Raw genomic sequence first — 23,623 nt, 5'->3', positions numbered from 1 at the left:
CGTTAGTCACCCGTAAAAACAGTCATGAAATTTCCCGGTAAACGCAAATCCAAACACTATTTCCCCGTCAATGCGCGCGATCCGCTGCTGCAACAAATTCAGCCTGAAAACGAGAGTAGCGCCGCGTGGGTCGTCGGTATCGACCAGACGCTGGTGGATATTGAAGCGAAAGTCGATGACGAGTTTATACAACGTTACGGATTAAGCGCCGGACATTCTCTGGTGATCGAAGATGACGTGGCGGAAGCGTTATATCAGGAGCTGAAGCAGAGAAATTTAATCACTCATCAGTTTGCGGGCGGCACCATAGGCAACACCATGCACAACTATTCGGTGCTGGCGGACGATCGCTCGGTGTTGCTTGGCGTCATGTGCAGTAACATTGAAATAGGCAGCTATGCCTATCGCTATTTGTGCAATACCTCCAGCCGTACCGATCTCAACTATCTTCAGGGCGTGGACGGACCGATTGGCCGTTGTTTTACCCTGATCGGCGAATCCGGTGAGCGTACCTTCGCCATCAGCCCCGGCCACATGAACCAACTGCGTGCGGAAAGCATCCCCGAGTCGGTGATTGCCGGTGCCTCTGCGCTGGTATTAACCTCCTATCTGGTGCGCTGTAAGCCGGGAGAACCAATGCCGGAAGCGACCATGAAGGCCATCGGGTATGCGAAAAAACACAATGTGCCGGTAGTGCTGACGCTTGGCACCAAATTCGTGATTGCCGATAACCCACAGTGGTGGCAGGCATTTCTGCAAGAAAACGTCTCAATTCTGGCAATGAACGAAGAAGAAGCCGAAGCGTTGACCGGAGAGAGCGATCCGCTGCTGGCGTCGGACAAGGCGCTGGACTGGGTGGATCTGGTGCTTTGCACCGCCGGGCCGATCGGCCTGTATATGGCGGGCTTCACCGAAGACGAAGCCAAACGGAAAACCCAGCATCCATTATTGCCGGGCGCGATTGCCGAGTTTAACCAGTACGAGTTCAGCCGCGCGATGCGTCATAAGGATTGCGTGAATCCGCTGCGGGTCTATTCTCATATCGCGCCGTATATGGGCGGTCCGGAAAAGATCATGAATACCAACGGCGCGGGCGACGGCGCGCTGGCGGCGCTACTGCATGATATTACTGCTAACAGCTATCACCGCACGAACGTGCCGAATTCCAGCAAGCATACCTTTACCTGGTTGACCTATTCGTCACTGGCGCAGGTATGCAAGTATGCGAACCGGGTCAGCTATCAGGTGTTGAACCAACACTCCCCGCGTCTGACGCGAGGATTGCCGGAACGGGAAGACAGTCTTGAGGAGTCCTACTGGGATCGCTGAACCTCTGCCCGATGGCGATTCACTGATCGGGCCTGCGTAGAGTACCAGGCGCTGTAGGCCGGACAAGGCATGACGCCGCCATCCGGCAGGGTGACATTCAGGATTCAGGATTAACCCGGCACCACATCACCTGCTGGCCCCGTTTCCAGCAGTTCCAGCATCGTCCGGGCGATTTCACGTTCGCCCATCACCACCTGATTCGCCCCGCGCTCGGTAATGTACTCCACCTCATCGTCATAGTGCGCGCGGGCGATAATCTCAATGTTCGGGCATTTCTCACGGGCAGACGCCACGATTTCACCCGCTTCGTAGCCGTTCGGGATAGTAAGGATGAGCCAGCGCGCGCAGTCCAGATGCGCCAGATTCATGATTTCTTCGTTGGCGGCATTGCCCAGCACCGCGCGGATCCCACGCTCGCGCAGTTCATCCACGCGGGTTCGTGACGTTTCAATCACCACCAGCGGTATATCCGCCGCCATCAGTTTCTCGCCAAGCAGGCTGCCGACGCGGCCAAAGCCTACCAGCAGCGCGTGGTTGCAGATATCCACCGGAATTTGCTTCTCTTCTTCGATCGCTTCTTCCAGCGTCTGCTCTTCCAGCGTTTCGGTTTTCGCCAGATATTTTTCCAGCAGCGCAAACAGTATTGGGTTTAGCATTATTGACAGGATCGCGCCGGCCAGCACCAGATTTTGCCCTTCCTGGGGCAGCAGATTCAGCGCCATCCCCAGACCTGCAAGAATAAAGGCGAATTCGCCAATCTGCGCCAGGCTGGCGGCAATGGTCAGTGCGGTACGCGGCGAATGCCCAAACAGACGCACCAGCAGGAAGGCGGCGACCGACTTACCGAAGATGATGATAGCCAGCGTGGCAAGCACCGCCAGCGGTTGTTGCACAAGGATCATCGGGTCGAACAGCATACCGACGGAAACGAAGAACAGTACGGCAAACGCGTCGCGCAAAGGCAGCGTATCGTGCGCCGCGCGGTGGCTTAGTTCTGATTCATTCAACACCATGCCGGCAAAGAACGCGCCGAGGGCGAAGGAGACGTCAAACAGTTCCACCGCGCCAAAGGCGATGCCTAACGCCAGCGCCAGAACGGATAACGTAAACAGCTCGCGGGAGCCGGTGGCGGCGCTGCGGGCCATAATCCATGGCACCAGGCGGCGACCCACCAACATCATAATGGCGATGAATGCCACGACCTTGCCGATGGTAATGCCCATATCGACCGCCAGCGAGGCGAAACCGACGTTGCCTTTTTCCACCATTCCGGCCACTGCAGGCAGAAGCACCAGCGTCAGCACCATCACCAGATCTTCGACAATCAGCCAGCCGATAGCGATCTGCCCGCGCTGGCTGTCAACCAGTTGACGCTCCTCAAGCGCGCGCAGCAGCACCACGGTACTGGCGGTCGACAGACACAGCCCAAAGACGATGCCGGTCATCAACGACCAGCCCATCACTGCGGAAAGCGCCATACCCAGCAGCGTCGCCACGGCTATCTGGGCGATCGCGCCGGGAATGGCGATGGACTTTACCGCCATCAAATCCTTGAGCGAGAAATGTAGGCCAACGCCGAACATCAGCAGGATAACCCCCAGTTCGGCGAGTTCCGGCGCCAGTTGGGTATCAGCCACAAAACCAGGGGTAAATGGACCGGCCAGAACGCCCGCTAACAGATATCCCACCAGAGGAGAAATACGCAGTTTATTGGCAAGCATGCCGAGAATAAAAGCGAGCACAAGGCCGCCAACAATGGTGGTGATAAGCGGGGTGGCGTGATGCATTCCGTCTCCTTTGGTAGCTGATGTCCACAAATTCCACGTAATAGTTTATGACAATTTTCATTATCATGTTTATGAATAATTGTTGAATTTTGAAGAAAACTGCAATCTGGCGCAAAAAAGGCACGGATCGGAAAAGGGACTGAGGACAGGCAGAGCAAACGCTTATGATAACTGGTCTGGCACGCGGCTAAAGTTTAGCTTTAGCCGCGGTAAACTCAGGCTTTAGGTCGGTTATCAGGTAAGAATATGGTCAATATCCCGAGAAGCGGCAGGAAAGCGCAGATTTTATAAACTAAATCGATACTGGTATGGTCGGCAACTAACCCTAATACCGCCGCGCCAAGTCCGCCCATTCCGAAAGCGAAGCCGAAAAACAGACCAGAAACCATGCCGATACGGCCGGGTAACAGTTCCTGGGCATACACCAGAATGGCAGAAAACGCCGAGGCAAGAATAAAACCAATGATCACCGTTAAAACCCCGGTCCAGTAGAGCGTGGCATAGGGTAAAATCAACGTAAACGGCGCTACGCCGAGGATAGACCCCCAAATCACATATTTTCGACCGATTTTATCGCCGACAGGCCCGCCAATAACCGTCCCGGCAGCGACCGCAAACAGAAACGCAAACAGATGAAGCTGCGCGTTTTGTACCGATAATCCGAATTTTTGCATCAGATAAAAGGTGTAATAGCTGCTGATGCTCGCCATATAGAAGTATTTCGAAAAAATCAGCACCAGCAGGACGCTTACCGCGAGTACGACTTTGTTGCGCGGTAGCGGATTGATAACGCTGGCTTTAGGTTTCCCTTTGCTCATTCGATGCTGCGCGGCGTACCAGCGACTGATTTGCGCCAGCACGACAATCGCCAGCAGAGCGGCCAGCACAAACCACGCGACGTTGCCTTTACCGTAAGGGGCGATAATCACTGCCGCCAGCAGCGGCCCTAACGAGCTACCAAAGTTGCCGCCCACCTGGAAGATCGACTGGGCAAGGCCGTGACGTCCGCCGGAGGCCATGCGCGCCACGCGCGAGGATTCCGGATGGAAGACCGATGAACCTGTCCCGACCAGCGCTGCCGCCAACAAAACGGCGCCAAAGCTGCCCGCCATCGCCAATAGAACCAGCCCGCTAAGGGTGAAACACATTCCAATGGGGAGCGACCACGGCATGGGATATTTATCGGTCCAGTAGCCGACAACCGGTTGCAACAGCGACGAGGCCAGTTGAAAGGTAAGGGTGATCATGCCAATCTGCATAAACGTCAGCGAAAATTCTGACTGAAGCAGTGGGTAAATCGCCAGAATCAGCGACTGGATCATATCGTTAAGTAAGTGCGAGAGGCTGATGGCCCCTAAAATGCCAAATGACGTCCGCCCTTTCGGCAGCGACGCTGGCTGAGAGGTTTCACTGATTGCCATAAGTACCACGTCTATAGTTATTGAAGTGCAGGGAGTAATTATTATCCGCCTAACATACCTGTGACTGAGTTTTGAAGAAAGTCGCATTTCTGAAAACTTATTTGTTTATTCTCATTACTCGCTGTAATTTCTGCATTTGTCCTGGGTCAGGGAGAGAAAAAATGAAGTTTATGAAACGTGGCGTCGCACTGGCGTTGCTGGCAACCTGGGCGCTGGTCAGCCAGCCCGTGCAGGCATATGAAAAGGATAAAACTTACAAAATCACCATCCTGCACACCAACGATCATCACGGCCATTTCTGGCGCAGTGAATACGGCGAATATGGCCTGTCTGCGCAAAAAACGCTGGTGGACGGTATTCGTCACGAAGTGGCGGAAGAGGGCGGAAGCCTGCTGCTGCTCTCCGGCGGCGATATCAATACTGGCGTGCCGGAGTCCGATCTGCAGGATGCCGAACCCGACTTTCGCGGCATGAATTTGATTGGCTATGATGCAATGGCCGTCGGCAATCACGAATTCGATAATCCGCTCACTGTTTTACGCCAGCAGGAAAAGTGGGCGAAGTTTCCGTTTCTTTCCGCCAATATTTACCAGAAAAGCACCGGTGAACGTCTGTTTAAACCCTGGGCGATTTTTAAGCGTCAGGATCTGAAAATTGCGGTTATCGGTTTAACCACCGACGACACGGCGAAAATTGGCAACCCTGAATTCTTTACGGATATTGAGTTCCGTAAGCCCGCGGATGAAGCGAAGCTGGTGATTCAGGAACTGCAAATGAACGAGAAGCCGGATGTGATTATCGCGACGACCCACATGGGGCACTACGATAACGGCAATCACGGCTCCAATGCGCCGGGCGACGTCGAAATGGCGCGCAGCCTGCCTGCCGGTTCGCTGGCGATGATTGTAGGCGGTCACTCGCAAGACCCCGTGTGCATGGCGTCAGAAAACAAAAAGCAGGTCGATTATGTTCCGGGAACGCCTTGCGCACCGGATAAGCAGAACGGCATCTGGATCGTACAGGCGCATGAATGGGGTAAATACGTAGGCCGCGCGGACTTTGAGTTCCGTAACGGTGAAATGAAAATGGTTAACTACCAGCTCATTCCGGTGAACCTGAAGAAGAAAGTCACCTGGGAAGACGGGAAAAGTGAGCGCGTGCTTTACACACCGGAAATAGCCGAAAATCCGCAGATGCTCTCGCTGCTGACGCCATTTCAGAATAAAGGCAAAGCGCAACTGGATGTCAAAATCGGCTCGGTGAATGCTCGTCTGGAAGGCGATCGCAGCAAAGTGCGCTTCGAGCAAACCAATATGGGCCGTCTGATCCTGGCCGCGCAAATGGCGCGCACCGGCGCGGATTTCGCGGTGATGAGCGGCGGTGGCATTCGCGACTCGATTGAAGAGGGCGACATCACGTATAAAAGCGTCCTGAAGGTGCAGCCGTTTGGCAACATTGTGGTATACGCCGATATGAGCGGCAAAGAGGTCATTGAATACCTGACCGCCGTAGCGCAAATGAAGCCGGATTCCGGCGCGTATCCGCAGTTTGCTAACGTCAGCTTTGTGGCGAAAGACGGTAAGCTAAACGATCTCAAAATCAAAGGGGAAGCGATCGATCCGGCCAAAACCTACCGGATGGCGACGCTGAGCTTTAACGCCACGGGCGGGGATGGTTATCCGCGGTTGGATAATAAGCCGGGCTACGTCAACACCGGCTTCATCGATGCGGAAGTGCTGAAAGAATATATCCAGAAAAATTCACCGCTGGATGCCGGTGCGTATGCGCCTGGCAATGAGGTGATTTTTTAAATCTGCTTGCCCGGTGACGCTATGCCGCCGGGCTGACAACGGGTTTAATCCCGACGCGCAATGTCGGCGAACTTAGCGTCCAGAATGGCGGCCAAATCGTTTGCCGCCAGTTCGATATCCAGCCCGCGCTTGCCGCCGGATACGTAAATGGTCGGGAACGTTTGTGCGGGCGCATCTATCAGCGTCGGCAACCGCTTTTTCTGTCCGAGTGGGCTAATGCCGCCCACCAGATACCCCGTAGTACGTTGCGCAACCATCGGGTCAGCCATATCGACTTTTTTTGCCCCCAGCGCTTTCGCCACTTTTTTTAGATCCAGTTGACCGGCAACCGGCGTGACCGCAACGGCCAGGTGCTTCATGTCTCCGTTTACAGCGACCAGTAACGTTTTATAAACCTGATCCGCATTCAGTCCCAGTTTACGCACCACTTCGTCGCCAAAGTTCGTTTCGCCAGGATCGTGATCGTAGGTGTGGATCTGAAAGGAAATTTTGTTTTTTTCGAGTAATTTAACGGCGGGTGTCATAACTACGAATCCTTGCTCGGAGATAATTCAACAAAAGCATACCCCTGACGACTGTCTAAAAAATAGTACCATCTTGCGCAATTGTATTGGCAGGATGCAGAGTTTGAGCGACAATCGACATACACCGTCGCAAAAAGCGGCGGCATAATAATAATGATGAAATTCCTCTTTGACGGGCCAATAGCGATATTGGCCATTTTTTTAGCGCATCAGCGCCGGTAAATTTCCTTCCCCATACAGATGAAGCGCGCCGACGGCAACCACATAGCGTCCCGCGGGCAGCGCCGCCAGGCGATCCCGCCAGGCGAGGTTGCGCTGGTGCATCAGTACGTCGTACAACGATTCGCTAAAGGTGTTTGGCAGCGTCAACGCGTTATCCTGCGGCGGCGTTTTCAGCCACCAGCTCATCATCTGCTGAAGCAGCCGGGCATTGGTATGCCAGTGCGTCAGCGTATCGTCCAGCAACGCCAGGCCGTTGTCCGGCAGTTCGCTCAGTAACGTAATCTGGCTGGCCGCGCCTTCCAGTTCAATGACCGGAATCTGCGCGTTTTTGGCCGCCTGCAATAGCTGGTAGTCGATTCCGTACTCAGGCCGTAATCCTAACTGTTGCGCCTGGGTGGCCTGCAGCACCATCGCAATCTGCCACAGCGGCTGCGTGGAAAACAGGGAAGGGGAGATCCCCAGCTCGTCGGTCGCTCTGTGCAGATTGCGCAGCTGGTCTTCGCTGATGCGATCTTCCAGCGCGGCAAACGCCGGTAAGTCGGCAAACGGACTGTCGCTACCGGAGACATCGGCTTCAACGATCAGCGCATCGGCGTTTCTGAGCTTTTTGAGTAGCCTGGCGGGCAGCGGCGACATGTCGCGACTGCCCATATGAATACTGCCAATCAGGTGAAAGTGGCGATGGCCGGGCAACGAAACGTCGATGGCGGGCCAGCTATACGGATGGCCGCGCAGCGCAGCGAAAACCCTTTTTACCCGGTACAACAGATCCATGCGACCTCCCTAAGTAGAGACTCATGCTAGCGCGTGGCCTGAGAAGGTGCAAACCGTGAATTGTCGGATGACGATGCGCGCGCGGCATATCCGGCCTACAAACGGCTGTGTAGACCGGATAAGCGTCAGCGATCCGCGTTACTCTTTTGGTTTAAAACGCAGCAGACGGTTCGCGTTACTCACCACGGTAATGGATGACAGCGCCATTGCCGCCCCGGCAACCACCGGATTCAGCAGAGTACCGGTGAAGGGCCAGAGGATCCCGGCGGCGACCGGAATACCGATGCTGTTATAAATAAACGCGCCGAGCAGGTTCTGCTTCATATTTCGCAGCGTGGCGCGGGAGATCGACAGCGCGTCGGCGACGCCCATCAGGCTATGGCGCATCAGGGTGATGGCGGCGGTTTCAATCGCCACGTCGCTGCCGCCGCCCATCGCGATACCGACATCCGCCTGCGCCAGCGCCGGGGCGTCGTTAATGCCGTCGCCCACCATCGCCACCTGACGTCCCTGACTCTGCAGACGCTTAATGGCATCGGCTTTACCGTCCGGCAATACCCCTGCGATCACCTCGTCGATCCCGGCTTCTTTCGCGATCGCGTTAGCGGTCGTCGGGTTGTCCCCGGTCAACATCACCAGACGATACCCGGCGCGATGAAGTCGCTGAAGCGCCGCGACGCTGTCGCTGCGCAGCGGATCGCGCATAGCCAGTAACGCTGCCGCTTTACCGTCAATCGCCAGCAGAACCGGCGTGGCGCCTTGTGACGCCTGAGCGGCAATCTCGGTCTCCATCAGCGTCGTGGCGACCTGCTGCTCATTTAACAGCGCCTGGTTGCCCAGCAGCAGGGTATGGCCTTCGGCTTCACCGCTCACGCCCAGCCCGCGCAACGTACGGAAACGGTTAACCTGCGGCAGCGTTGCCTCGCCCGCTTTGTCGAGGATCGCCCGGGCCAGCGGATGGCTGGAGCCTTGTTCCAGCGCCGCCGCCAGACGCAGCGCCATGGCGTCATCAACGCCGTTAAAGGTTGCGATCGCCACAACCTGCGGCTTGCCTTCGGTCAACGTCCCGGTTTTGTCAAAGACCACCGTATCCAGGGTGCTGGCGCGCTGTAGCGCATCGGCATCGCGAACCAGAACGCCAAATTCGGCGGCGCGCCCAACGCCGGAAATGATCGACATCGGCGTTGCCAGCCCCAGCGCACATGGACAGGCGATGATCAGCACCGTTGTCGCGATGACCAGGGTATAGACAATTTGCGGCGCGGGGCCAAAGAAGTACCATATCCCGGCGCTCACCAATGCAATAACCACTACCACCGGGACGAACACCGCAGAGATTTTATCGGCCATCTGACCGATTTCCGGTTTGCTGCTCTGGGCCTGGCGCACCATGCGAATGATGCGTGACAGTGTGGTGTGGCTCCCCGTGCGGCTTGCGCGAAACAGCACGCTGCCGTCCTGCACGACGGTACCGGCATGAACGCTATCGCCTTCGCCTTTTTGCTGCGGGACAGGTTCCCCGGTGAGCATCGCTTCATCCAGCCACGCTTCACCCTGGGTGATTTCACCGTCAACCGGTACGCGGTCCCCGGTTGTAAGCCGCAGTAGCATGCCTGGCTGGACATCGGCCAGCGGGACGCTTTTTTCGCCTTCGTCGGTGACGATCCGGGCGGTTGGCGGTGTGAGGTCGAGCAGTTTTTCCAGCGCTTTTGACGAGCGCTGGCGGGCGCGGGCTTCCAGCATATGTCCGAGGTTAATCAGACCGATGATCATCGCGCTGGCTTCATAATAGAGATGCCGCGCTTCCATTGGGAACCACTGCGGCCACAGGTTGACGCTCATCGAATAGAGCCACGCCACGCCGGTGCCGAGGGCGACCAGCGTATCCATCGTGGCGGTGCCGTTCAACAGGCTTTTCCACGCGCTGCGGTAGAAATGGCCACCTGCGAAAACCATAACGGCCAGCGTCGCCAGGCCGATCGCCAGCCACAGGCTGCGGTTGTCGTCGGTGACCATCATATTGTCGCCGATCATGCCCCAGACCATCACTGGCACACCGAGCAGCAGGGCGACAATCGCCTGCCAGCGAAAGCGTTTCATGGTGGCGATGGCGGTTTCCTGCTGGCGTTCGCGGCGTTTAGCGTCATCTTCAATCGCCTCGGCGCCGTAGCCCGCTTTTTCCACCGCCTGCACTAATTCCGCGGCGGACGCGCTGCCCATGACCAGCGCAGTGCGTTCCGCAAGGTTTACCCGTGCCTGCGTGACGCCCGGTACGCTTTGCAGCGCGTTCTGAACCCGGGAGACACAGCTGGCGCAGCTCATGCCGCTTAACAGCAGCTGTTGGCTATCGTCTTCAGCCGTGGCTGCCGGAAGCTCATCAGGGACCGCTGCCAGTGCTTCCGACGGGATTGATGACTCCGCCAGCGGTTTAGCCTTTGGGTGGCTTAACTCCGCGCCGTAACCGGCTTGCTTGATGGTTTCGATAAGCGCGTCGGCGCTGGCGGTGCCGGTGACGTGCGCTTCCGTAATGCTTACTTCCGCCTGGTCAACATCAGGGCGCTGCTCAAGGCTCTCTTTCACGCGTTTCACGCAATGACCGCAGGACAGGCCGTCCAGGGTCAGGTCGATGGTTTGTGGCATCACAACTCTCCTCTGTTACAGGGCAAAGGTATTGCCCCTTGCACTTCGATGGGCTAACTGTTATTTAGGGTAAACCTTCCATCAAGGGGAAGGTCAAGGGGGAAGTCATGAATATATCCGATGTCGCGAAAAAAACCGGTTTAACCAGCAAAGCCATCCGCTTTTATGAAGAAAAGGGGCTGGTGACGCCGCCGTTACGCAGTGAAAATGGCTACCGGACCTACAGCCAACAGCATCTGAACGAACTGACGCTGCTGCGCCAGGCGCGTCAGGTTGGATTTAACCTTGAAGAATGTGGCGAACTGGTCAACCTGTTCAACGATCCGGCCCGCCACAGCGCGGATGTGAAAAAGCGCACGCTGGAAAAAGTGGCGGAAATTGAAAGGCACATCAGCGAGTTACAGTCGATGCGCGAGCAACTGCTGACGCTGGCGGACGCCTGTCCCGGCGATGACAGCGCCGACTGTCCGATTATCGATAATCTTTCCGGCTGCTGCCATCACAAGGGAAGGTGAGTTAATTACGAACGTATTATTGCTCTGACATGCAGGGTAATCCCTTCAACGGCAATCACTTCAACTAACGTACCGCCAGCCAGATCTTCCGTGGCGCTGACCGGCCAGGAGCTGTCGCCGACCCGCACATGCCCGCGGCCATTGACCAGCCCGGACTCCAGCATAAACCGGCGACCCACCAGTTGCTGCCCGCGCTGGTTTAACTGGCGGTCGGCGGGTTTCTGCTCCCGTACACGCTTCGCCAGCCATTTCCACCATAGCCAGGCGGCGAGGAGGGTTAAGACCGCGAACATCACACCCTGCCACTCCCAACCAACCGGCAGTAGCCATACCGTGAGACCGGTAATTACTGCCGCCACGCCGCTCCACAGCAGGTAGCCGTTACCGCCGAGCATTTCGGCGGCAAGCAGCAGGCCGCCGAGGCTGAGCCAGAAAATATGCGGATGCGCCGCTATCATCTCGATCATTATTTTTTCCGCTCGCTGGCGCTGTCTTTAACCAGTTCAGTGATGCCGGCAATGGAGCCCATCAGACTGCTGGCATCCAGCGGCATCATCACCACTTTACTGTTACTGGACGAGCCTATTTGTTGTAGCGCTTCGGTATATTTCTGCGCCACGAAGTAGTTAACTGCCTGAATATCCCCGGCGGCAATCGCTTCGGACACCATTTTGGTCGCCCGCGCTTCCGCTTCAGCGGAGCGTTCACGCGCTTCCGCCTGCAGGAAGGCCGACTGGCGTTCGCCTTCCGCTTTCAGGATTTGCGACTGTTTCTCCCCCTCGGCCTTGAGGATCTCCGCCTGGCGTACCCCTTCGGCTTCCAGAATATAGGCGCGCTTGGTTCGCTCCGCTTTCATCTGCGCGTTCATAGAGGAAATTAACTCCGCCGGAGGACGCACGTCGCGGATTTCAATACGTGTGACTTTGATGCCCCACGGGTTGGTCGCCTCATCGACAATATGCAGCAGTCGCGAGTTGATGCTGTCGCGCTGGGAAAGCATTTCGTCGAGCTCCATCGAACCCAGAACGGTACGGATGTTGGTCATCGTAAGGTTGATGATCGCCAGTTCGAGGTTACTGACCTCATAGGCCGCCCGTGGAGCATCGATGACCTGGATAAAACACACGGCGTCGATGGTGACATTGGCGTTGTCTTTGGAAATCACTTCCTGCGAAGGAATGTCCAGCACCTGTTCCATCATATTGATCTTGCGGCCAATGCGGTCCATAAACGGCACAACGAGGCTCAGGCCGGGCTGGAGCGTTTTGGTGTAACGGCCAAAACGTTCCACTGTCCACTGATACCCCTGCGGTACGATTTTTACGCCCGCGCCAACGACCACCAGGGCGACAAAGATGAGAATAGGGATAAAAATAAGCATTAAAAAAACCTCCTGTTGCACTGTCCTTGAAATGATATATCGCTACCAGCGTAAACAAATTATATCCGATTAATCAAAGGGAGTTCCCCTCTTATTCCATACAGAGATACACTCTTTGCCGATAAAAAATGGAAAGATGGACGCACAATGAAAGAAAATGGCATTCTGCTTCAGCTCAAAAACGTGGGATACCAGGCAGGGGAGACAACCATTCTGCGCGGTATTCGCTTTAACCTCCTCCCCGGCGAATTTAAACTGATTACCGGACCTTCCGGCTGCGGTAAAAGCACCTTGCTGAAAATTATCGCATCGTTACTTAGCCCCAGCGAAGGGGAAATTCTTTTTGCGGGTCAAGACATCGCCACGCTCAGTCCGGAAACGTATCGCCAGCAGGTTTCTTACTGTACGCAAACGCCCACGCTGTTTGGCAACACCGTGTATGATAATTTGATCTTCCCCTGGGAAATCCGCAATAAGCGCCCGGAGCGACAGCAACTTGTCGACGATCTGGCGCGATTTGACCTTTCGGAAACGCTACTGGAGAAAAACATCAGCGCGCTTTCCGGCGGCGAAAAGCAGCGTATCTCGCTAATCCGCAATCTACAGTTTTTACCGCAGGTGCTGTTGCTTGATGAAATCACCAGCGCGCTGGATGAAAAAAATAAGCGCAACGTCAACGAAATGATCCATCGCTACGCTCGTGATAAGCAAATTGGGGTGCTGTGGGTTACTCACGATAAAGATGAGATCGATCATGCGGATACGATTATTACCCTGACGCCGCATGCCGGTGAAATGCAGGAGACGCGTAATGAACGAGCATAATATTACCAATTCGTCTCTGGCCCTGGCGATGATGCTGGTGGTGGTGGCGATGCTGATCAGCCACAAAGAGAAACTGGCGCTGGAAAAGGACATTCTCTGGAGCGTCGGGCGCGCTGTCGTTCAGCTTATTATCGTGGGCTATGTCCTGAAATATATCTTCGGCGTCAATCACGCCGTTCTGACGTTAGTGATGGTGCTATTTATCTGTTTTAACGCGGCGTATAACGCGCAGAAGCGCAGCAAATATATTGATAAAGCGTTTGTGTCCTCATTTATTGCCATTACCGTGGGCGCAGGCTTAACACTAGCGGTGCTGGTGCTGTCAGGGTCGATTGAATTTATTCCCATGCAGGTGATTCCGATCTCCGGGATGATTGCCGGGAACGCGATGGTCGCCGTTGGCTTGTGCTATAACAATCTCGGACAGCGATTTAGTAGTGAGCGGCAGCAGATTCAGGAAAAACTGAGCCTAGGCGCGACGCCAAAAATGGCATCAGCCGGATTGATTCGCGACAGCATTCGCGCTTCGCTAATCCCAACGATTGACTCAGCGAAAACGGTTGGGCTGGTGAGTTTGCCAGGTATGATGTCGGGGCTGATCTTTGCCGGGATCGATCCGGTAAAAGCGATAAAATACCAGATTATGGTGACCTTTATGCTGCTTTCGACGGCGAGCCTGTCAACCATTATCGCCTGTTATTTAACCTATCGGAAATTCTACAATTCGCGTCACCAACTGGTGGTGACGCATTTAAAGTCGTGAGCGGGGAAGGGCATCTCTGACCCGCAGGCCCGGTAAACGTAGCGCCACCGGGCACTGCAGGCGGAATTAATATAACAGCGCGTACAGCTGGCGACGGTACTTCGACGCCAGCGCATCACCCGTGCCAAGCGCGGCCAGAATTTCCTGGAACATTTTACGCACCTGTCCGTCCGCCGCGGCGAGATCGTGACGCAGATGGCTAAACAGCAGTTCCAGCGCTTCTTCGTTACGTCCCACCTGATGCAGTTGCAGCGCCAGTTGCGCCGCCAGTCCGGCATCCTGCGGGTTATCGGCAACCTGTTGCTGGAGCTGTTGAATCTCCGGCGTATCGGCGGCCTGTTTCAGCAAATCAATCTGCGCCACCAGCCCCTGATAGCGGGTGTCCTGGTCCTGCAGAGGAATCGTTTTGAGCACCGCTTCGGCCTCTTCAGTGCGGTTCAGGGCAATCTGGGTTTCCGCAAGCAGCAGGCCAATTTCACCGTTCTGGTTAGACAACTGCCAGGCGTCTTTCAGCAGGGGCAGCGCGTCGATATAGTTGCCCTCCTGCATCAGTTGCATTGCCTGCTGGGCTTTCAACTCTTCTTCACGCGGCAGCACTTTATCGAGCAAGGCGCGAATCGCTTCTTCCGGCTGCGGCCCCTGGAAACCGTCAACCGGCTGACCGTTCTGGAACAGGTAAACGGTAGGGATCGCACGCAGGCCAAACTGGGAGGCGATCATCTGCTCGGCGTCACAGTCGAGCTTCGCCAGGATAAACTGGCCGTTATACTGCGCGGCCAGGCTTTCCAGCACTGGCGTCAGTTGCAGACAGTGCTGGCTACGCTCGGACCAGAAATAGAACAGTACCGGTGTGGTCATCGACTGTTCTAAAGTCTGCTGCAGGTTCGATTCGTTAATGTTGACAATATTCTGTACGGACATGGAGTTGCTCTCTTTTGTCGATTTCTTTTTTACATGGGGGCTGACGCGCGCGCTTCAACTCACCCACGCAAAATTTTGTCCATCAGGCGTCCCGGCAGCAGACGTTTCAGCAGCATGACGGCCCAGGTGACCAGCGTGACCGGATAGCGAAGTTTAGGTTTGTCGCTGACAAACGCGTGGCGCACTTTATTGACCACCGCTTCAGGATCCAGGGTAAAACGGGCGGCAATGCCGGGATTTTCCACCGGTTTGTCGCTTTGCGTTTGGTTAACGTTCTCGGTAAAACGGGTACGAATGGGGCCGGGCTCGATCACGCTGACGTGAATTCCGCTGTGGCGCAGCTCCATACGTAGCGCGTCCGACCACGCTTCCAGCGCGTATTTACTGGCGGCGTAAGCGCCGCGTCCCGGCGTGGAGATCAGCCCCATCACCGACGAGGTCATGACGATACGCCCTTCGCCGTGGGGCAGCATTGCCGGTAATAAGCGCATTGTGAGCTGGTGAGCGCCAAAAAAGTTGGCGGAAAATTGCTGCTCCATCTGCTCACGACTGATGGTGCTCAGGGGACCGTAAACGCCGTACCCGGCATTATTAAAGATCCCAAACAAACAGTTATCGGTCAGGGCGATCACTTCATCGGCGGCGCGATCCACACTCTCAGGAGAGTCGAGATCGATCTGTACGCCGGTGAAGCCCATGCTATTCATGCGGGCGACATCTTCAGGTTTACGGCAGCCTGCGAGAATTTGAAAGCCCTGGCGCTTAAGTTCAAACGCGCTTTCCAGGCCAATTCCGCTGGAACATCCTGTTATTAAGACCGATTTTTGCATAACTTTACCTGTCAGGATCTCCGTTGTGTTATGACTCATGATTTACTAAAGGACTCAGCTGTTTCGCCATCCAGTCAGCGATAAACGGCTGAGCTTCGGGGTTAGGATGAATACCATCATCCTGCATCCATTGGGGTTTCAGATAGACCTCTTCCATAAAAAAGGGTAACAGAGGAATATCGAACTCACTGGCAAGCTTAGGATAAACAGCGCTGAAGGTTTCATTATAACGGCGACCGTAGTTTGCGGGCAGGCGAATTTGCATCAGCAGCGGTTCGGCGTTAGCGGCTTTCACCTTTTGCAAAATGGTGCGCAGCGTCTGTTCGGTTTGCGCCGGGGCGAAACCGCGCAGGCCGTCGTTACCGCCAAGCTCAACCAGTACCCAGCGCGGTTGATGTTGTTTTAGCAAGGCAGGCAGTCGGGCCAGCGCTTGCCCGGAGGTGTCGCCGCTGATGCTTGCATTGACAACCGTGGTTTTTGCTTGCCATTTGTCATTCAACAGCGCAGGCCAGGCTGCGCTGGCAGACATACGATAGCCGGCGCTCAGGCTGTCGCCGAGGATTAATAACGTGTCAGCCGCCACGGCCCGACAGGTAAACAGGATCAAAAACAGGAAGGGCAAATGCCAGCGGAAAACATTGTTGAAGTTCATCGTCTTAAGAAGTCCGTCGGTCAGGGGGAGCATGAGCTTTCCATCCTTACCGGAGTTGAACTGGTTGTCAAACGCGCCGAGACCATCGCCCTGATTGGCGAGTCGGGTTCGGGTAAGTCAACGCTGCTGGCGATCCTCGCCGGACTGGATGACGGCAGCGGCGGCGAGGTCAGTCTGGTGGGTAAACCGCTGCACCAGATGGACGAGGAAGCGCGGGCGCAACTGCGCGCCAGGCACGTCGGCTTTGTTTTCCAGTCGTTTATGTTGATCCCGACGCTAAACGCGCTGGAGAACGTCGAGCTGCCAGCGCTGCTGCGTGGGGAAACCAGCAGCAAAAGCCGGGAAGGCGCGAAAGCGTTGCTGGAACAACTGGGGCTGGGTAAGCGTCTGGATCATCTTCCGGCCCAGCTTTCCGGCGGCGAACAGCAGCGCGTGGCGCTGGCGCGCGCGTTTAACGGACGACCGGAGGTGCTGTTTGCGGATGAACCAACCGGCAACCTGGATCGACAGACTGGCGACAAAATTGCCGATCTGCTGTTTTCGCTGAACCGTGAACACGGGACGACGTTGATCCTGGTGACCCACGATCCCCAACTGGCGGCGCGCTGCGACAGGCGTCTGCGACTGGTCAACGGACAGTTGCAGGAGGAGGCATGATCGCACGCTGGTTCTGGCGCGAATGGCGCTCGCCGTCGTTACTGATTGTCTGGATGGCGCTGAGCCTGGCGGTGGCCTGTGTGCTGGCGCTGGGCAGCATCAGCGACCGAATGGAGAAAGGGTTAAGCCAGCAAAGCCGTGAGTTTATGGCCGGCGACCGGACGCTGCGTAGTTCGCGCGTGGTCCCGCAGGCGTGGATCGACGAAGCGCGTCAGCGCGGGCTAAAAGTCGGGGAACAACTGACCTTCGCCACCATGACGTTTGCCGGAGACACGCCGCAACTGGCTAACGTTAAGGCGGTTGATGACCTTTATCCGATGTACGGCAAGCTGGAGACCCGCCCGTCTGGGCTGAAGCCCCAGCCCGGGTCGGTGCTGCTCGCGCCGCGCCTGATGGAGCTGCTGAATCTGAAAATCGACGATACCCTTGACGTGGGCGACGCCACGTTGCGTATTGCCGGTGAAGTGGTGCAGGAGCCGGACTCGGGCTTTAACCCATTCCAGATGGCGCCGCGGCTGATGATGAACATTGCTGATGTGGAAAAAACCGGTGCGGTACAGCCCGGCAGCCGCGTTACCTGGCGCTACAAGTTTGGCGGTACTGCGCAGCAATTGGACGACTACGAAAAATGGCTGCTGCCGCAGCTCAAACCAGAGCATCGTTGGTATGGTCTTGAGCAGGATGAAGGCGCGCTCGGTAAATCCCTTGAGCGATCGCAGCAATTTTTACTGCTTTCAGCGCTGTTAACCCTGCTGTTGGCCGTCGCCGCCGTGGCGGTGGCAATGAGCCATTACTGCCGCAGCCGCTATGATCTAGTGGCAATCCTGAAAACCCTCGGCGCGGGCAGGGCGCAATTGCGCAAGCTGATCGTCGGGCAGTGGCTGATGGTGCTGGCGCTTTCTGCCGTCACCGGAGGCGCGATAGGGTTACTGTTTGAAAAGGTCTTAATGGTGCTGCTCAAGCCGGTATTGCCTGCCGCACTGCCGCCTGCCAGCCTCTGGCCGTGGCTGTGGGCGCTGGGCACCATGGTGGTGATTTCGCTGCTGGTGGGCCTGCGTCCGTATCGTCTGCTGCTGGCGACTCAGCCGCTGCGCGTACTGCGTCGCGACGCGGTGGCGAATGTCTGGCCGCTGAAGTTTTATCTGCCGGTCGTCACCGCTGTCGTTGTGCTGTTGCTCGCCGGATTAATGGGCGGCAGTCCCCTGCTGTGGGCGGTGCTGGCGGGCGCGGTGGTACTGGCGCTGCTGTGCGGCGTGCTGGGGTGGATGCTGCTGAATGTTCTGCGCGGCCTGACGCTCTCGTCGTTGCCGCTGCGTCTGGCCGTTAGCCGCCTGCTGCGTCAGCCGTGGTCCACCCTGAGCCAGCTTTCCGCATTCTCGCTGTCGTTTATGCTGCTGGCGCTACTGCTGGTGCTGCGCGGCGATCTGCTGGATCGCTGGCAGCAGCAACTGCCGCCGGAAAGCCCCAACTATTTTCTGATCAACATCGCTTCTGAACAGGTGCCGCAGGTGAAGGCCTTTCTCTCGGAGCATCAGGTGATCCCGGAAGCGTTTTATCCTATTGTCCGGGCGCGCCTGACGGCCATTAACGATAAATCGACCGAAGGTAATCCGGATGAAGCGCTAAACCGCGAGCTGAATCTGACATGGCAGGATAGCCAACCCAGCCATAATCCGATTGTCGCCGGCGTCTGGCCGCCGAAAAAGGGCGAAGTGTCGATAGAAGAGGGGCTGGCGAAGCGGTTGAACGTGTCACTGGGCGATAGCGTGACCTTTATGGGCGATACCCAACAGTTCAGCGCAAAGGTCACCAGTCTGCGTAAGGTGGACTGGGAAAGTTTGCGGCCAAACTTCTTCTTTATCTTCCCGTCCGGCGCGCTTGACGGACAGCCGCAAAGCTGGCTGACCAGCTTTCGTTGGGAAAACGGCAACGAAATGCTGACCCAACTTAACCGCGAGTTTCCGACGGTTAGCTTGCTGGATATCGGCGCTATTCTCCGGCAGGTCGGCCAGGTACTGGAGCAGGTGAGCCGGGCGCTGGAAGTCATGGTGGTGCTGGTTACCGCCTGCGGCATCCTGCTGTTGCTGGCGCAGGTGCAGGTTGGCATGCGGCAACGCCATCAGGAACTGGTCGTCTGGCGCACGCTGGGGGCGGGCAAGAAACTGCTGCGCACCACCTTATGGTGTGAATTTGCCATGCTGGGATTGGTGTCCGGGCTGGTGGCCTCCATTGGCGCAGAAACAGCGCTGGCCATGTTGCAAACCCGGGTCTTTGATTTCCCCTGGCAGCCGGACTGGCGATTGTGGGCGGTTTTACCCCTTAGCGGCGCGTTCCTGCTTTCCGTCTGCGGCGGCTGGTTGGGGATCCGGTTACTGAAGGGGAAGGCGCTGTTCCGCCAGTTTAGCAATTAAGCAGTATGAGACTGACGCGCCGGTGAAGATACCGGCGCGCTCTTTTTTAAAAGCATAAATGGATAAGCCTGCGCCGTTTAACGGCACAAATCATTAAAAACCCGCCAACACGCCTGTAGTAATTCCGGTTAACATTCCATTGCTGAATAATTAGCAGGAAATCTATCAAGGAAAAATAATGACTATAAAAACAACAGCGCTGGCGGCATCGATCGGCGCGGCAGTGGCATTAATGTCTTTCGCTTCTCAGGCGGAAATCACTGTTCTGAAACAAGATCCCCAGGCGGGCAACCCGCTGAGCCGTCTAAACTTCACCGTGGGCGGGAGTATTCGTCCCCAGTTCCAGAATATGACGGGCGATGACGGCGCCAACGGTTATAAACGTAATGGTTTTGACGGCGGCACCCGTTTCCGTTTCGCGGCAGATTACTATCTGTTTGACGACATTAGCTGGATCAGCTTCTACGAGCTGGGCGTGAATATTCCGGCGCAGTTTAACTGGGATAACCACTACGCCGAAGGCGCGCACGACACCACCCGCCGTATGCTGTATACCGGTCTGAAAAGCGATACCTGGGGTACGCTGACTTTCGGTCAACAGAACAGCATTTACTACGATGTGGTGGGCGCGAAAACCGATATCTGGGACTATGACATGATAGGCCAGGCTCCGGGTAACGGGATCAACGGCGACTACGATGGCTCCTACCGTTCTCGCAAAATGCTGAAATACAAAAAAACCGTAGGCGATGTTGATCTCTACGCGTCTTATCTGTTCAGCGATGACTACAACGCAAACAACGGCCTGAACTACAAGCGTAAAGGCGGCGGCTCGCTGGGTGCGGATTATCATATTACTGACGATCTAAGCTGGGGTACGGCGTGGAACTACACCCGTGCAGAAATGCGCGGCAACGGCAACAAGACGTACGATCAGAACATTGTGGGTACAGCATTGAGCTGGACGCCGGAAAACTGGACCTTCTCAATGGGCGGCGGCTGGTACCAGAACTTCATGACCACGAAAAAAGTATCGGTGAACGACTACTTTGCTGGTGATGCCTGGGGTCTGGAATACTTCGCGGGCTACACTTTCCCGATCAACCAGTACGCGGTGAAATCCATTCAGCCGTACTTTATGGGCGACCGTATTGAATACGTGAATGGCCGGGATTATCTGCGCACCGATAACGGCGTGGGGATCAGCTTCCAACTGGACTATGGTTTCCGTGTTGATTACGAGCATGTCTTCACCTCCAGCACCGATGACCTGGGCGATATGAACCTCGTGCGTCTGCGTTACGACTTCTGAGTCGGCGACAGTGCCGGAGAGCGACGCGTGGCGTCTTATCCGGCCTGTGTCGCCGCACTGTGCGCGCCGGGTAAGGCGAAAACGCCGCCCGGCTCTTTTAATGGCGCAGCCAGTCCGCCACCTCTTCAAACGTCCCGCGAAAGACAATCTTGTCGGCTTTTTTCTCCAGTTGATAGCGGTACATCGGGTCGTAATATTCTTCCAGCAGCGGCACCAGCCAGTTGAAATGGGCGTCGGTGCTACCGGTACGACGCTGTTCCGTCAGCGCGGTGTCAAGCTTTGCGGTCAGTTCGGCAAAGCGTTGCAAACCCAGACGGCGGCGAATAGCGAAAAGCCCGTGATGCAGATACTCGCCATATTCCTGCCAGCCCTGTTTGTCCCCGTATGCGTGGGTGAAATCATGGTGCATACGGATAAAATACTCGTCGCGCAACCGTTCAAGACGGCGTTCGAACGGATCGTCCACCACGGCGATGCTCGCCTGAGTCATCCGGAGGCGCAGACATTCCGGCAGATGGTTTGAGCCGATCATCCGGCCTTCATCTTCCAGCACCCAGCGTGACGCCTGTTTTTGCAGTAACGTCACCGCCAGCAGGTTTTCAAAACTCGCCTGGCTGAGCTGCGGTTCCAGCGTGCGGCCAAACGAGGAGCCGCGATGATGGGCGAGCCCTTCAAGATCGACCCCATCAGGCCGCTGCTGGACCAGCTGCGTTTTGCCATTGCCTGTGCAGCCGCCGACAAGCACCATTGGTTTCTGGACCTGTTCTTCCGTAATGTGTATCGCCGCCTGGCGCAGCGCTTTGTAGCCGCCTTTGATCAGCGGGTACTCGACGCCCGCCTCGCGCAGCCACTGTTGAGTAATATGCGATCGCTGGCCGCCGCGCGCGCAGCAGAGATAGCCGTGCGGGTATTTTTCGCAGGCCGCGCGCCAGGCGTCAATTCGCTGCTGGCGTTTCTCGCCGCAGACCCGTTGATGACCCAGCGCCAGCGCAGCGTCCGGCCCCTGGCGTTTGTAACAGGTGCCGACGGCGGCGCGCTCGTCATCATCCATCAAGGGCAAATTGATAGCGCCGGGCATTGCGCCTTGCTGAAATTCAACCGGCGCGCGGACATCGATTAAGGGCGTATCAGCGGCGAGGATCGCCCGATAGTCCGTTCCATCGTTCATGTGAAATCCTGAAAAGACAAAAACAGCAATGGGGGGATTTTACGCGCGTAGAGGGGAAACGGGGAAGGAAACTTCCTTCCCCTGGCACTAAATGTGTTAGTTGAGCTGGCTTTGCGCCCAGACGATACCGCTGGCGTATTCCGGCGGAAGCAGCGGCGCGAGGGCTTCAAGCGTTGCGCTCAGGCGCGCGGTGTCGCTGTCGGTCAGGTTCAGGTGGCCAACTTTACGCCCCGGACGCACCTCTTTGTCATACCAGTGCAGGTGCACGAGCGGCAGCTTCAGCCAGTCAGCATTCAGCTCGCTGCCAATCAGATTCACCATCACCGACGGGCTGTTTACCACCGGCGCTGGCATCGGCAGGCCGGTAATAGCCCGCAAATGCAACTCGAACTGGCTGATGCTGGCGCCGTTTTGCGTCCAGTGACCGCTGTTATGCACGCGCGGCGCCAGTTCGTTAATCAACAGGCCGTCCGGCGTGACAAAACACTCCATCGCCATTACGCCGACGTAGTTCAGCTCCTGCATAATGGCGGAGAGCATCGCTTCGGCCTGTGCCTGCTGTTTCGCATTGGCCTGGGGAAAAGCGACGCTGGTACGCAGAATTCCGTCCTGATGCAGGTTGCGCGTTAACGGGTAAAACACCGTACTGCCGTCGAAGGCGCGAGCGCCAACCAGCGACACTTCAGCGGAAAAGTTGATGCCCTGTTCAACGATGCATCCGCCGTAGCAGTCGGCCGGAAGCTGGTCGGTTTCCGTCGCGCGCAGTCGCCACTGGCCGCGGCCGTCGTAGCCGCCGACGCGACGTTTCACGATCGCCAGTTCACCCAGCCGTTCAAACACCGCGGGCCATTCCTTTGTATCGGCCAGCAATTGCCACGGCGCGGTCGCCAGGTTGAGCGTGTCAAAAAGCTGCTTTTGCGTCAGGCGGTCGGCAATAATCGGGAAGACGTCGCGGTTGACGAACGCGGGATGACGCGCCAGTTCACGGGTCAGCGCCGTTTCCGGCCAGCGCTCAATTTCTGCGGTGATAACGCTTTGTTGAAAAGGGACGGCGGCAGGTTCCGCGTCCAGCCCAACCGGCCAGACGGCGATACCCAGCGGTTCACCGGCCTGACGCAGCATTCGACCTAACTGACCGTTGCCCAGTACGCAGACCTGTTTCATGCCGTACCTCGCGGGTCCGGATTCTCAAGGACGTCGTCCGTCTGCGCCTTGCGCCAGTTGTGCAAACGCTGACGTAACGCGTCGTCGTGCGTTGCCAGAATTTGGGCGGCCAACAGCGCTGCGTTTGCCGCGCCGGCTTTACCTATCGCCAGCGTGCCCACCGGAATGCCGCGCGGCATTTGCACGATGGAGTAGAGGCTGTCGACGCCGCTCAGCGCTGCGCTTTGTACCGGAACGCCCAGCACCGGCACCAGCGTTTTCGCCGCAATCATGCCTGGCAGATGCGCCGCGCCGCCGGCGCCGGCGATAATCACCTGATAGCCGTGTTCTTCCGCACTTTCGGCGAAGCTGAACAGTTTATCGGGGGTGCGGTGCGCAGAGACAACCTCAACGTGGTGTGGGACGTTCAGAATATCGAAGATTTCGGCGGTGAACTGCATGGTAGCCCAGTCGCTTTTGGACCCCATCACGATGGCGACTCGCGCCGGGTTATTGCGGGAAGACATGCGTCTGAAA

The 23,623-nt window shown here is 56.7% G+C and carries 21 protein-coding genes; 8 read left to right on the top strand and 13 right to left on the bottom strand.

The features are described 5' to 3' along the window. Positions 1-24: 24 nt before the first annotated feature. Entirely contained in the window at positions 25-1,329 is a 1,305-nt protein-coding gene (gene gsk / locus APU02_RS01570; RefSeq protein ID WP_042285800.1) for an inosine/guanosine kinase, read from the top strand. Between the two features lie 110 nt (positions 1,330-1,439). On the opposite strand, the gene ybaL is transcribed toward gsk, so the two are convergent. Together ybaL and APU02_RS01560 are read right to left on the bottom strand one after the other, a co-directional pair. Then, positions 1,440-3,116, bottom strand: coding sequence for a YbaL family putative K(+) efflux transporter (gene ybaL / locus APU02_RS01565; protein WP_042285798.1), 1,677 nt, complete (start codon positions 3,114-3,116; stop codon positions 1,440-1,442). 215 nt (positions 3,117-3,331) lie between these two features. After that, entirely contained in the window at positions 3,332-4,537 is a 1,206-nt protein-coding gene (locus tag APU02_RS01560; protein WP_060569043.1) for an MFS transporter, read from the bottom strand. A 161-nt stretch (positions 4,538-4,698) separates the two neighbouring features. On the opposite strand from APU02_RS01560, the gene ushA reads away from it, so the two are divergent. Continuing rightward, the gene (ushA, locus tag APU02_RS01555; protein WP_060569042.1) at positions 4,699-6,348 is read left to right on the top strand and encodes a bifunctional UDP-sugar hydrolase/5'-nucleotidase UshA; all 1,650 of its coding nucleotides are present in this window, start codon (positions 4,699-4,701) and stop codon (positions 6,346-6,348) included. 44 nt (positions 6,349-6,392) lie between these two features. On the opposite strand, the gene ybaK is transcribed toward ushA, so the two are convergent. The 3 genes from ybaK to copA all read right to left on the bottom strand — a co-directional run bounded on the left by ybaK (position 6,393) and on the right by copA (position 10,508). Beyond that, the gene (gene ybaK, locus APU02_RS01550; RefSeq protein WP_042285792.1) at positions 6,393-6,872 is read right to left on the bottom strand and encodes a Cys-tRNA(Pro)/Cys-tRNA(Cys) deacylase YbaK; all 480 of its coding nucleotides are present in this window, start codon (positions 6,870-6,872) and stop codon (positions 6,393-6,395) included. 201 nt (positions 6,873-7,073) lie between these two features. Then, entirely contained in the window at positions 7,074-7,868 is a 795-nt protein-coding gene (locus APU02_RS01545; protein ID WP_060569041.1) for a TraB/GumN family protein, read from the bottom strand. 138 nt (positions 7,869-8,006) lie between these two features. After that, positions 8,007-10,508 (bottom strand): copper-exporting P-type ATPase CopA, encoded by a 2,502-nt coding sequence (gene copA, locus APU02_RS01540; RefSeq protein ID WP_060569040.1) that lies wholly within the window; start codon positions 10,506-10,508, stop codon positions 8,007-8,009. Positions 10,509-10,615: 107 nt separating this feature from the next. Between copA and cueR the strand changes: the two genes are divergently transcribed. After that, complete coding sequence (gene cueR, locus APU02_RS01535) at positions 10,616-11,023, top strand: Cu(I)-responsive transcriptional regulator (RefSeq protein ID WP_042285786.1); 408 nt, start codon at positions 10,616-10,618, stop codon at positions 11,021-11,023. Between the two features lie 5 nt (positions 11,024-11,028). Here the strand turns inward: cueR and APU02_RS01530 are convergent, their stop codons facing one another. Both APU02_RS01530 and APU02_RS01525 read right to left on the bottom strand, forming a co-directional pair. After that, positions 11,029-11,490 carry an NfeD family protein gene (locus APU02_RS01530; RefSeq protein WP_060569039.1) on the bottom strand — a complete coding sequence of 154 codons (462 nt, stop codon included), beginning with the start codon at positions 11,488-11,490 and terminating at the stop codon, positions 11,029-11,031. Continuing rightward, positions 11,490-12,404, bottom strand: a complete 915-nt coding sequence (locus APU02_RS01525) for an SPFH domain-containing protein (protein ID WP_042285781.1) — start codon at positions 12,402-12,404, stop codon at positions 11,490-11,492. Before APU02_RS01525 ends, APU02_RS01530 begins: the two co-directional genes overlap by 1 nt. Before the next feature lie 147 nt (positions 12,405-12,551). On the opposite strand from APU02_RS01525, the gene fetA reads away from it, so the two are divergent. After that, a complete protein-coding gene (gene fetA, locus APU02_RS01520) occupies positions 12,552-13,229 on the top strand; it encodes an iron ABC transporter ATP-binding protein FetA (protein WP_060569038.1) in 678 nt (225 codons plus the stop codon). Continuing rightward, positions 13,216-13,992 carry an iron export ABC transporter permease subunit FetB gene (gene fetB, locus APU02_RS01515; RefSeq protein WP_060569037.1) on the top strand — a complete coding sequence of 259 codons (777 nt, stop codon included), beginning with the start codon at positions 13,216-13,218 and terminating at the stop codon, positions 13,990-13,992. The genes fetA and fetB overlap by 14 nt, the downstream gene beginning before the upstream one ends. Positions 13,993-14,058: 66 nt before the next feature. On the opposite strand, the gene APU02_RS01510 is transcribed toward fetB, so the two are convergent. Genes APU02_RS01510 through tesA form a run of 3 tightly spaced genes read right to left on the bottom strand, consistent with a single transcriptional unit; the run spans position 14,059 to position 16,395 of the window. Then, on the bottom strand, positions 14,059-14,913 hold the full coding sequence (locus APU02_RS01510; RefSeq protein WP_042285772.1) for a co-chaperone YbbN: 855 nt from the start codon (positions 14,911-14,913) through the stop codon (positions 14,059-14,061). 59 nt (positions 14,914-14,972) lie between these two features. Beyond that, positions 14,973-15,782, bottom strand: coding sequence for an SDR family oxidoreductase (locus tag APU02_RS01505; RefSeq protein ID WP_120714857.1), 810 nt, complete (start codon positions 15,780-15,782; stop codon positions 14,973-14,975). Further along, the gene (gene tesA / locus APU02_RS01500; protein WP_042286206.1) at positions 15,772-16,395 is read right to left on the bottom strand and encodes a multifunctional acyl-CoA thioesterase I/protease I/lysophospholipase L1; all 624 of its coding nucleotides are present in this window, start codon (positions 16,393-16,395) and stop codon (positions 15,772-15,774) included. The genes APU02_RS01505 and tesA overlap by 11 nt, the downstream gene beginning before the upstream one ends. Here tesA and ybbA point away from each other — a divergent pair. The 3 genes from ybbA (at position 16,366) to APU02_RS01485 (ending at position 20,775) form a co-directional block, all read left to right on the top strand. After that, on the top strand, positions 16,366-17,052 hold the full coding sequence (gene ybbA / locus APU02_RS01495; protein WP_042285767.1) for a putative ABC transporter ATP-binding protein YbbA: 687 nt from the start codon (positions 16,366-16,368) through the stop codon (positions 17,050-17,052). The two genes, tesA and ybbA, sit on opposite strands and share 30 nt — an antisense overlap. Next, complete coding sequence (gene ybbP / locus APU02_RS01490) at positions 17,049-19,463, top strand: putative ABC transporter permease subunit YbbP (RefSeq protein ID WP_060569036.1); 2,415 nt, start codon at positions 17,049-17,051, stop codon at positions 19,461-19,463. The genes ybbA and ybbP overlap by 4 nt, the downstream gene beginning before the upstream one ends. A gap of 178 nt (positions 19,464-19,641) precedes the next feature. Further along, complete coding sequence (locus tag APU02_RS01485; protein ID WP_042285761.1) at positions 19,642-20,775, top strand: porin; 1,134 nt, start codon at positions 19,642-19,644, stop codon at positions 20,773-20,775. A gap of 97 nt (positions 20,776-20,872) precedes the next feature. On the opposite strand, the gene mnmH is transcribed toward APU02_RS01485, so the two are convergent. From mnmH to purE, 3 genes are all read right to left on the bottom strand, one after another. Continuing rightward, positions 20,873-21,943, bottom strand: a complete 1,071-nt coding sequence (gene mnmH, locus APU02_RS01480; protein ID WP_060569035.1) for a tRNA 2-selenouridine(34) synthase MnmH — start codon at positions 21,941-21,943, stop codon at positions 20,873-20,875. A gap of 96 nt (positions 21,944-22,039) precedes the next feature. Beyond that, complete coding sequence (gene purK / locus APU02_RS01475; RefSeq protein ID WP_060569034.1) at positions 22,040-23,107, bottom strand: 5-(carboxyamino)imidazole ribonucleotide synthase; 1,068 nt, start codon at positions 23,105-23,107, stop codon at positions 22,040-22,042. Then, positions 23,104-23,613, bottom strand: coding sequence for a 5-(carboxyamino)imidazole ribonucleotide mutase (purE, locus tag APU02_RS01470; protein ID WP_060569033.1), 510 nt, complete (start codon positions 23,611-23,613; stop codon positions 23,104-23,106). The genes purK and purE overlap by 4 nt, the downstream gene beginning before the upstream one ends. Positions 23,614-23,623 lie beyond the last annotated feature (10 nt).

The sequence above is a fragment of the Citrobacter sp. 50677481 genome (assembly GCF_001463265.1).
Taxonomy (GTDB): Bacteria; Pseudomonadota; Gammaproteobacteria; order Enterobacterales; family Enterobacteriaceae; genus Citrobacter_A; species Citrobacter_A sedlakii.
The sequence above is the reverse complement of the archived record's forward strand: the minus strand, read 5'-3'. Positions and strand labels throughout refer to the sequence as shown.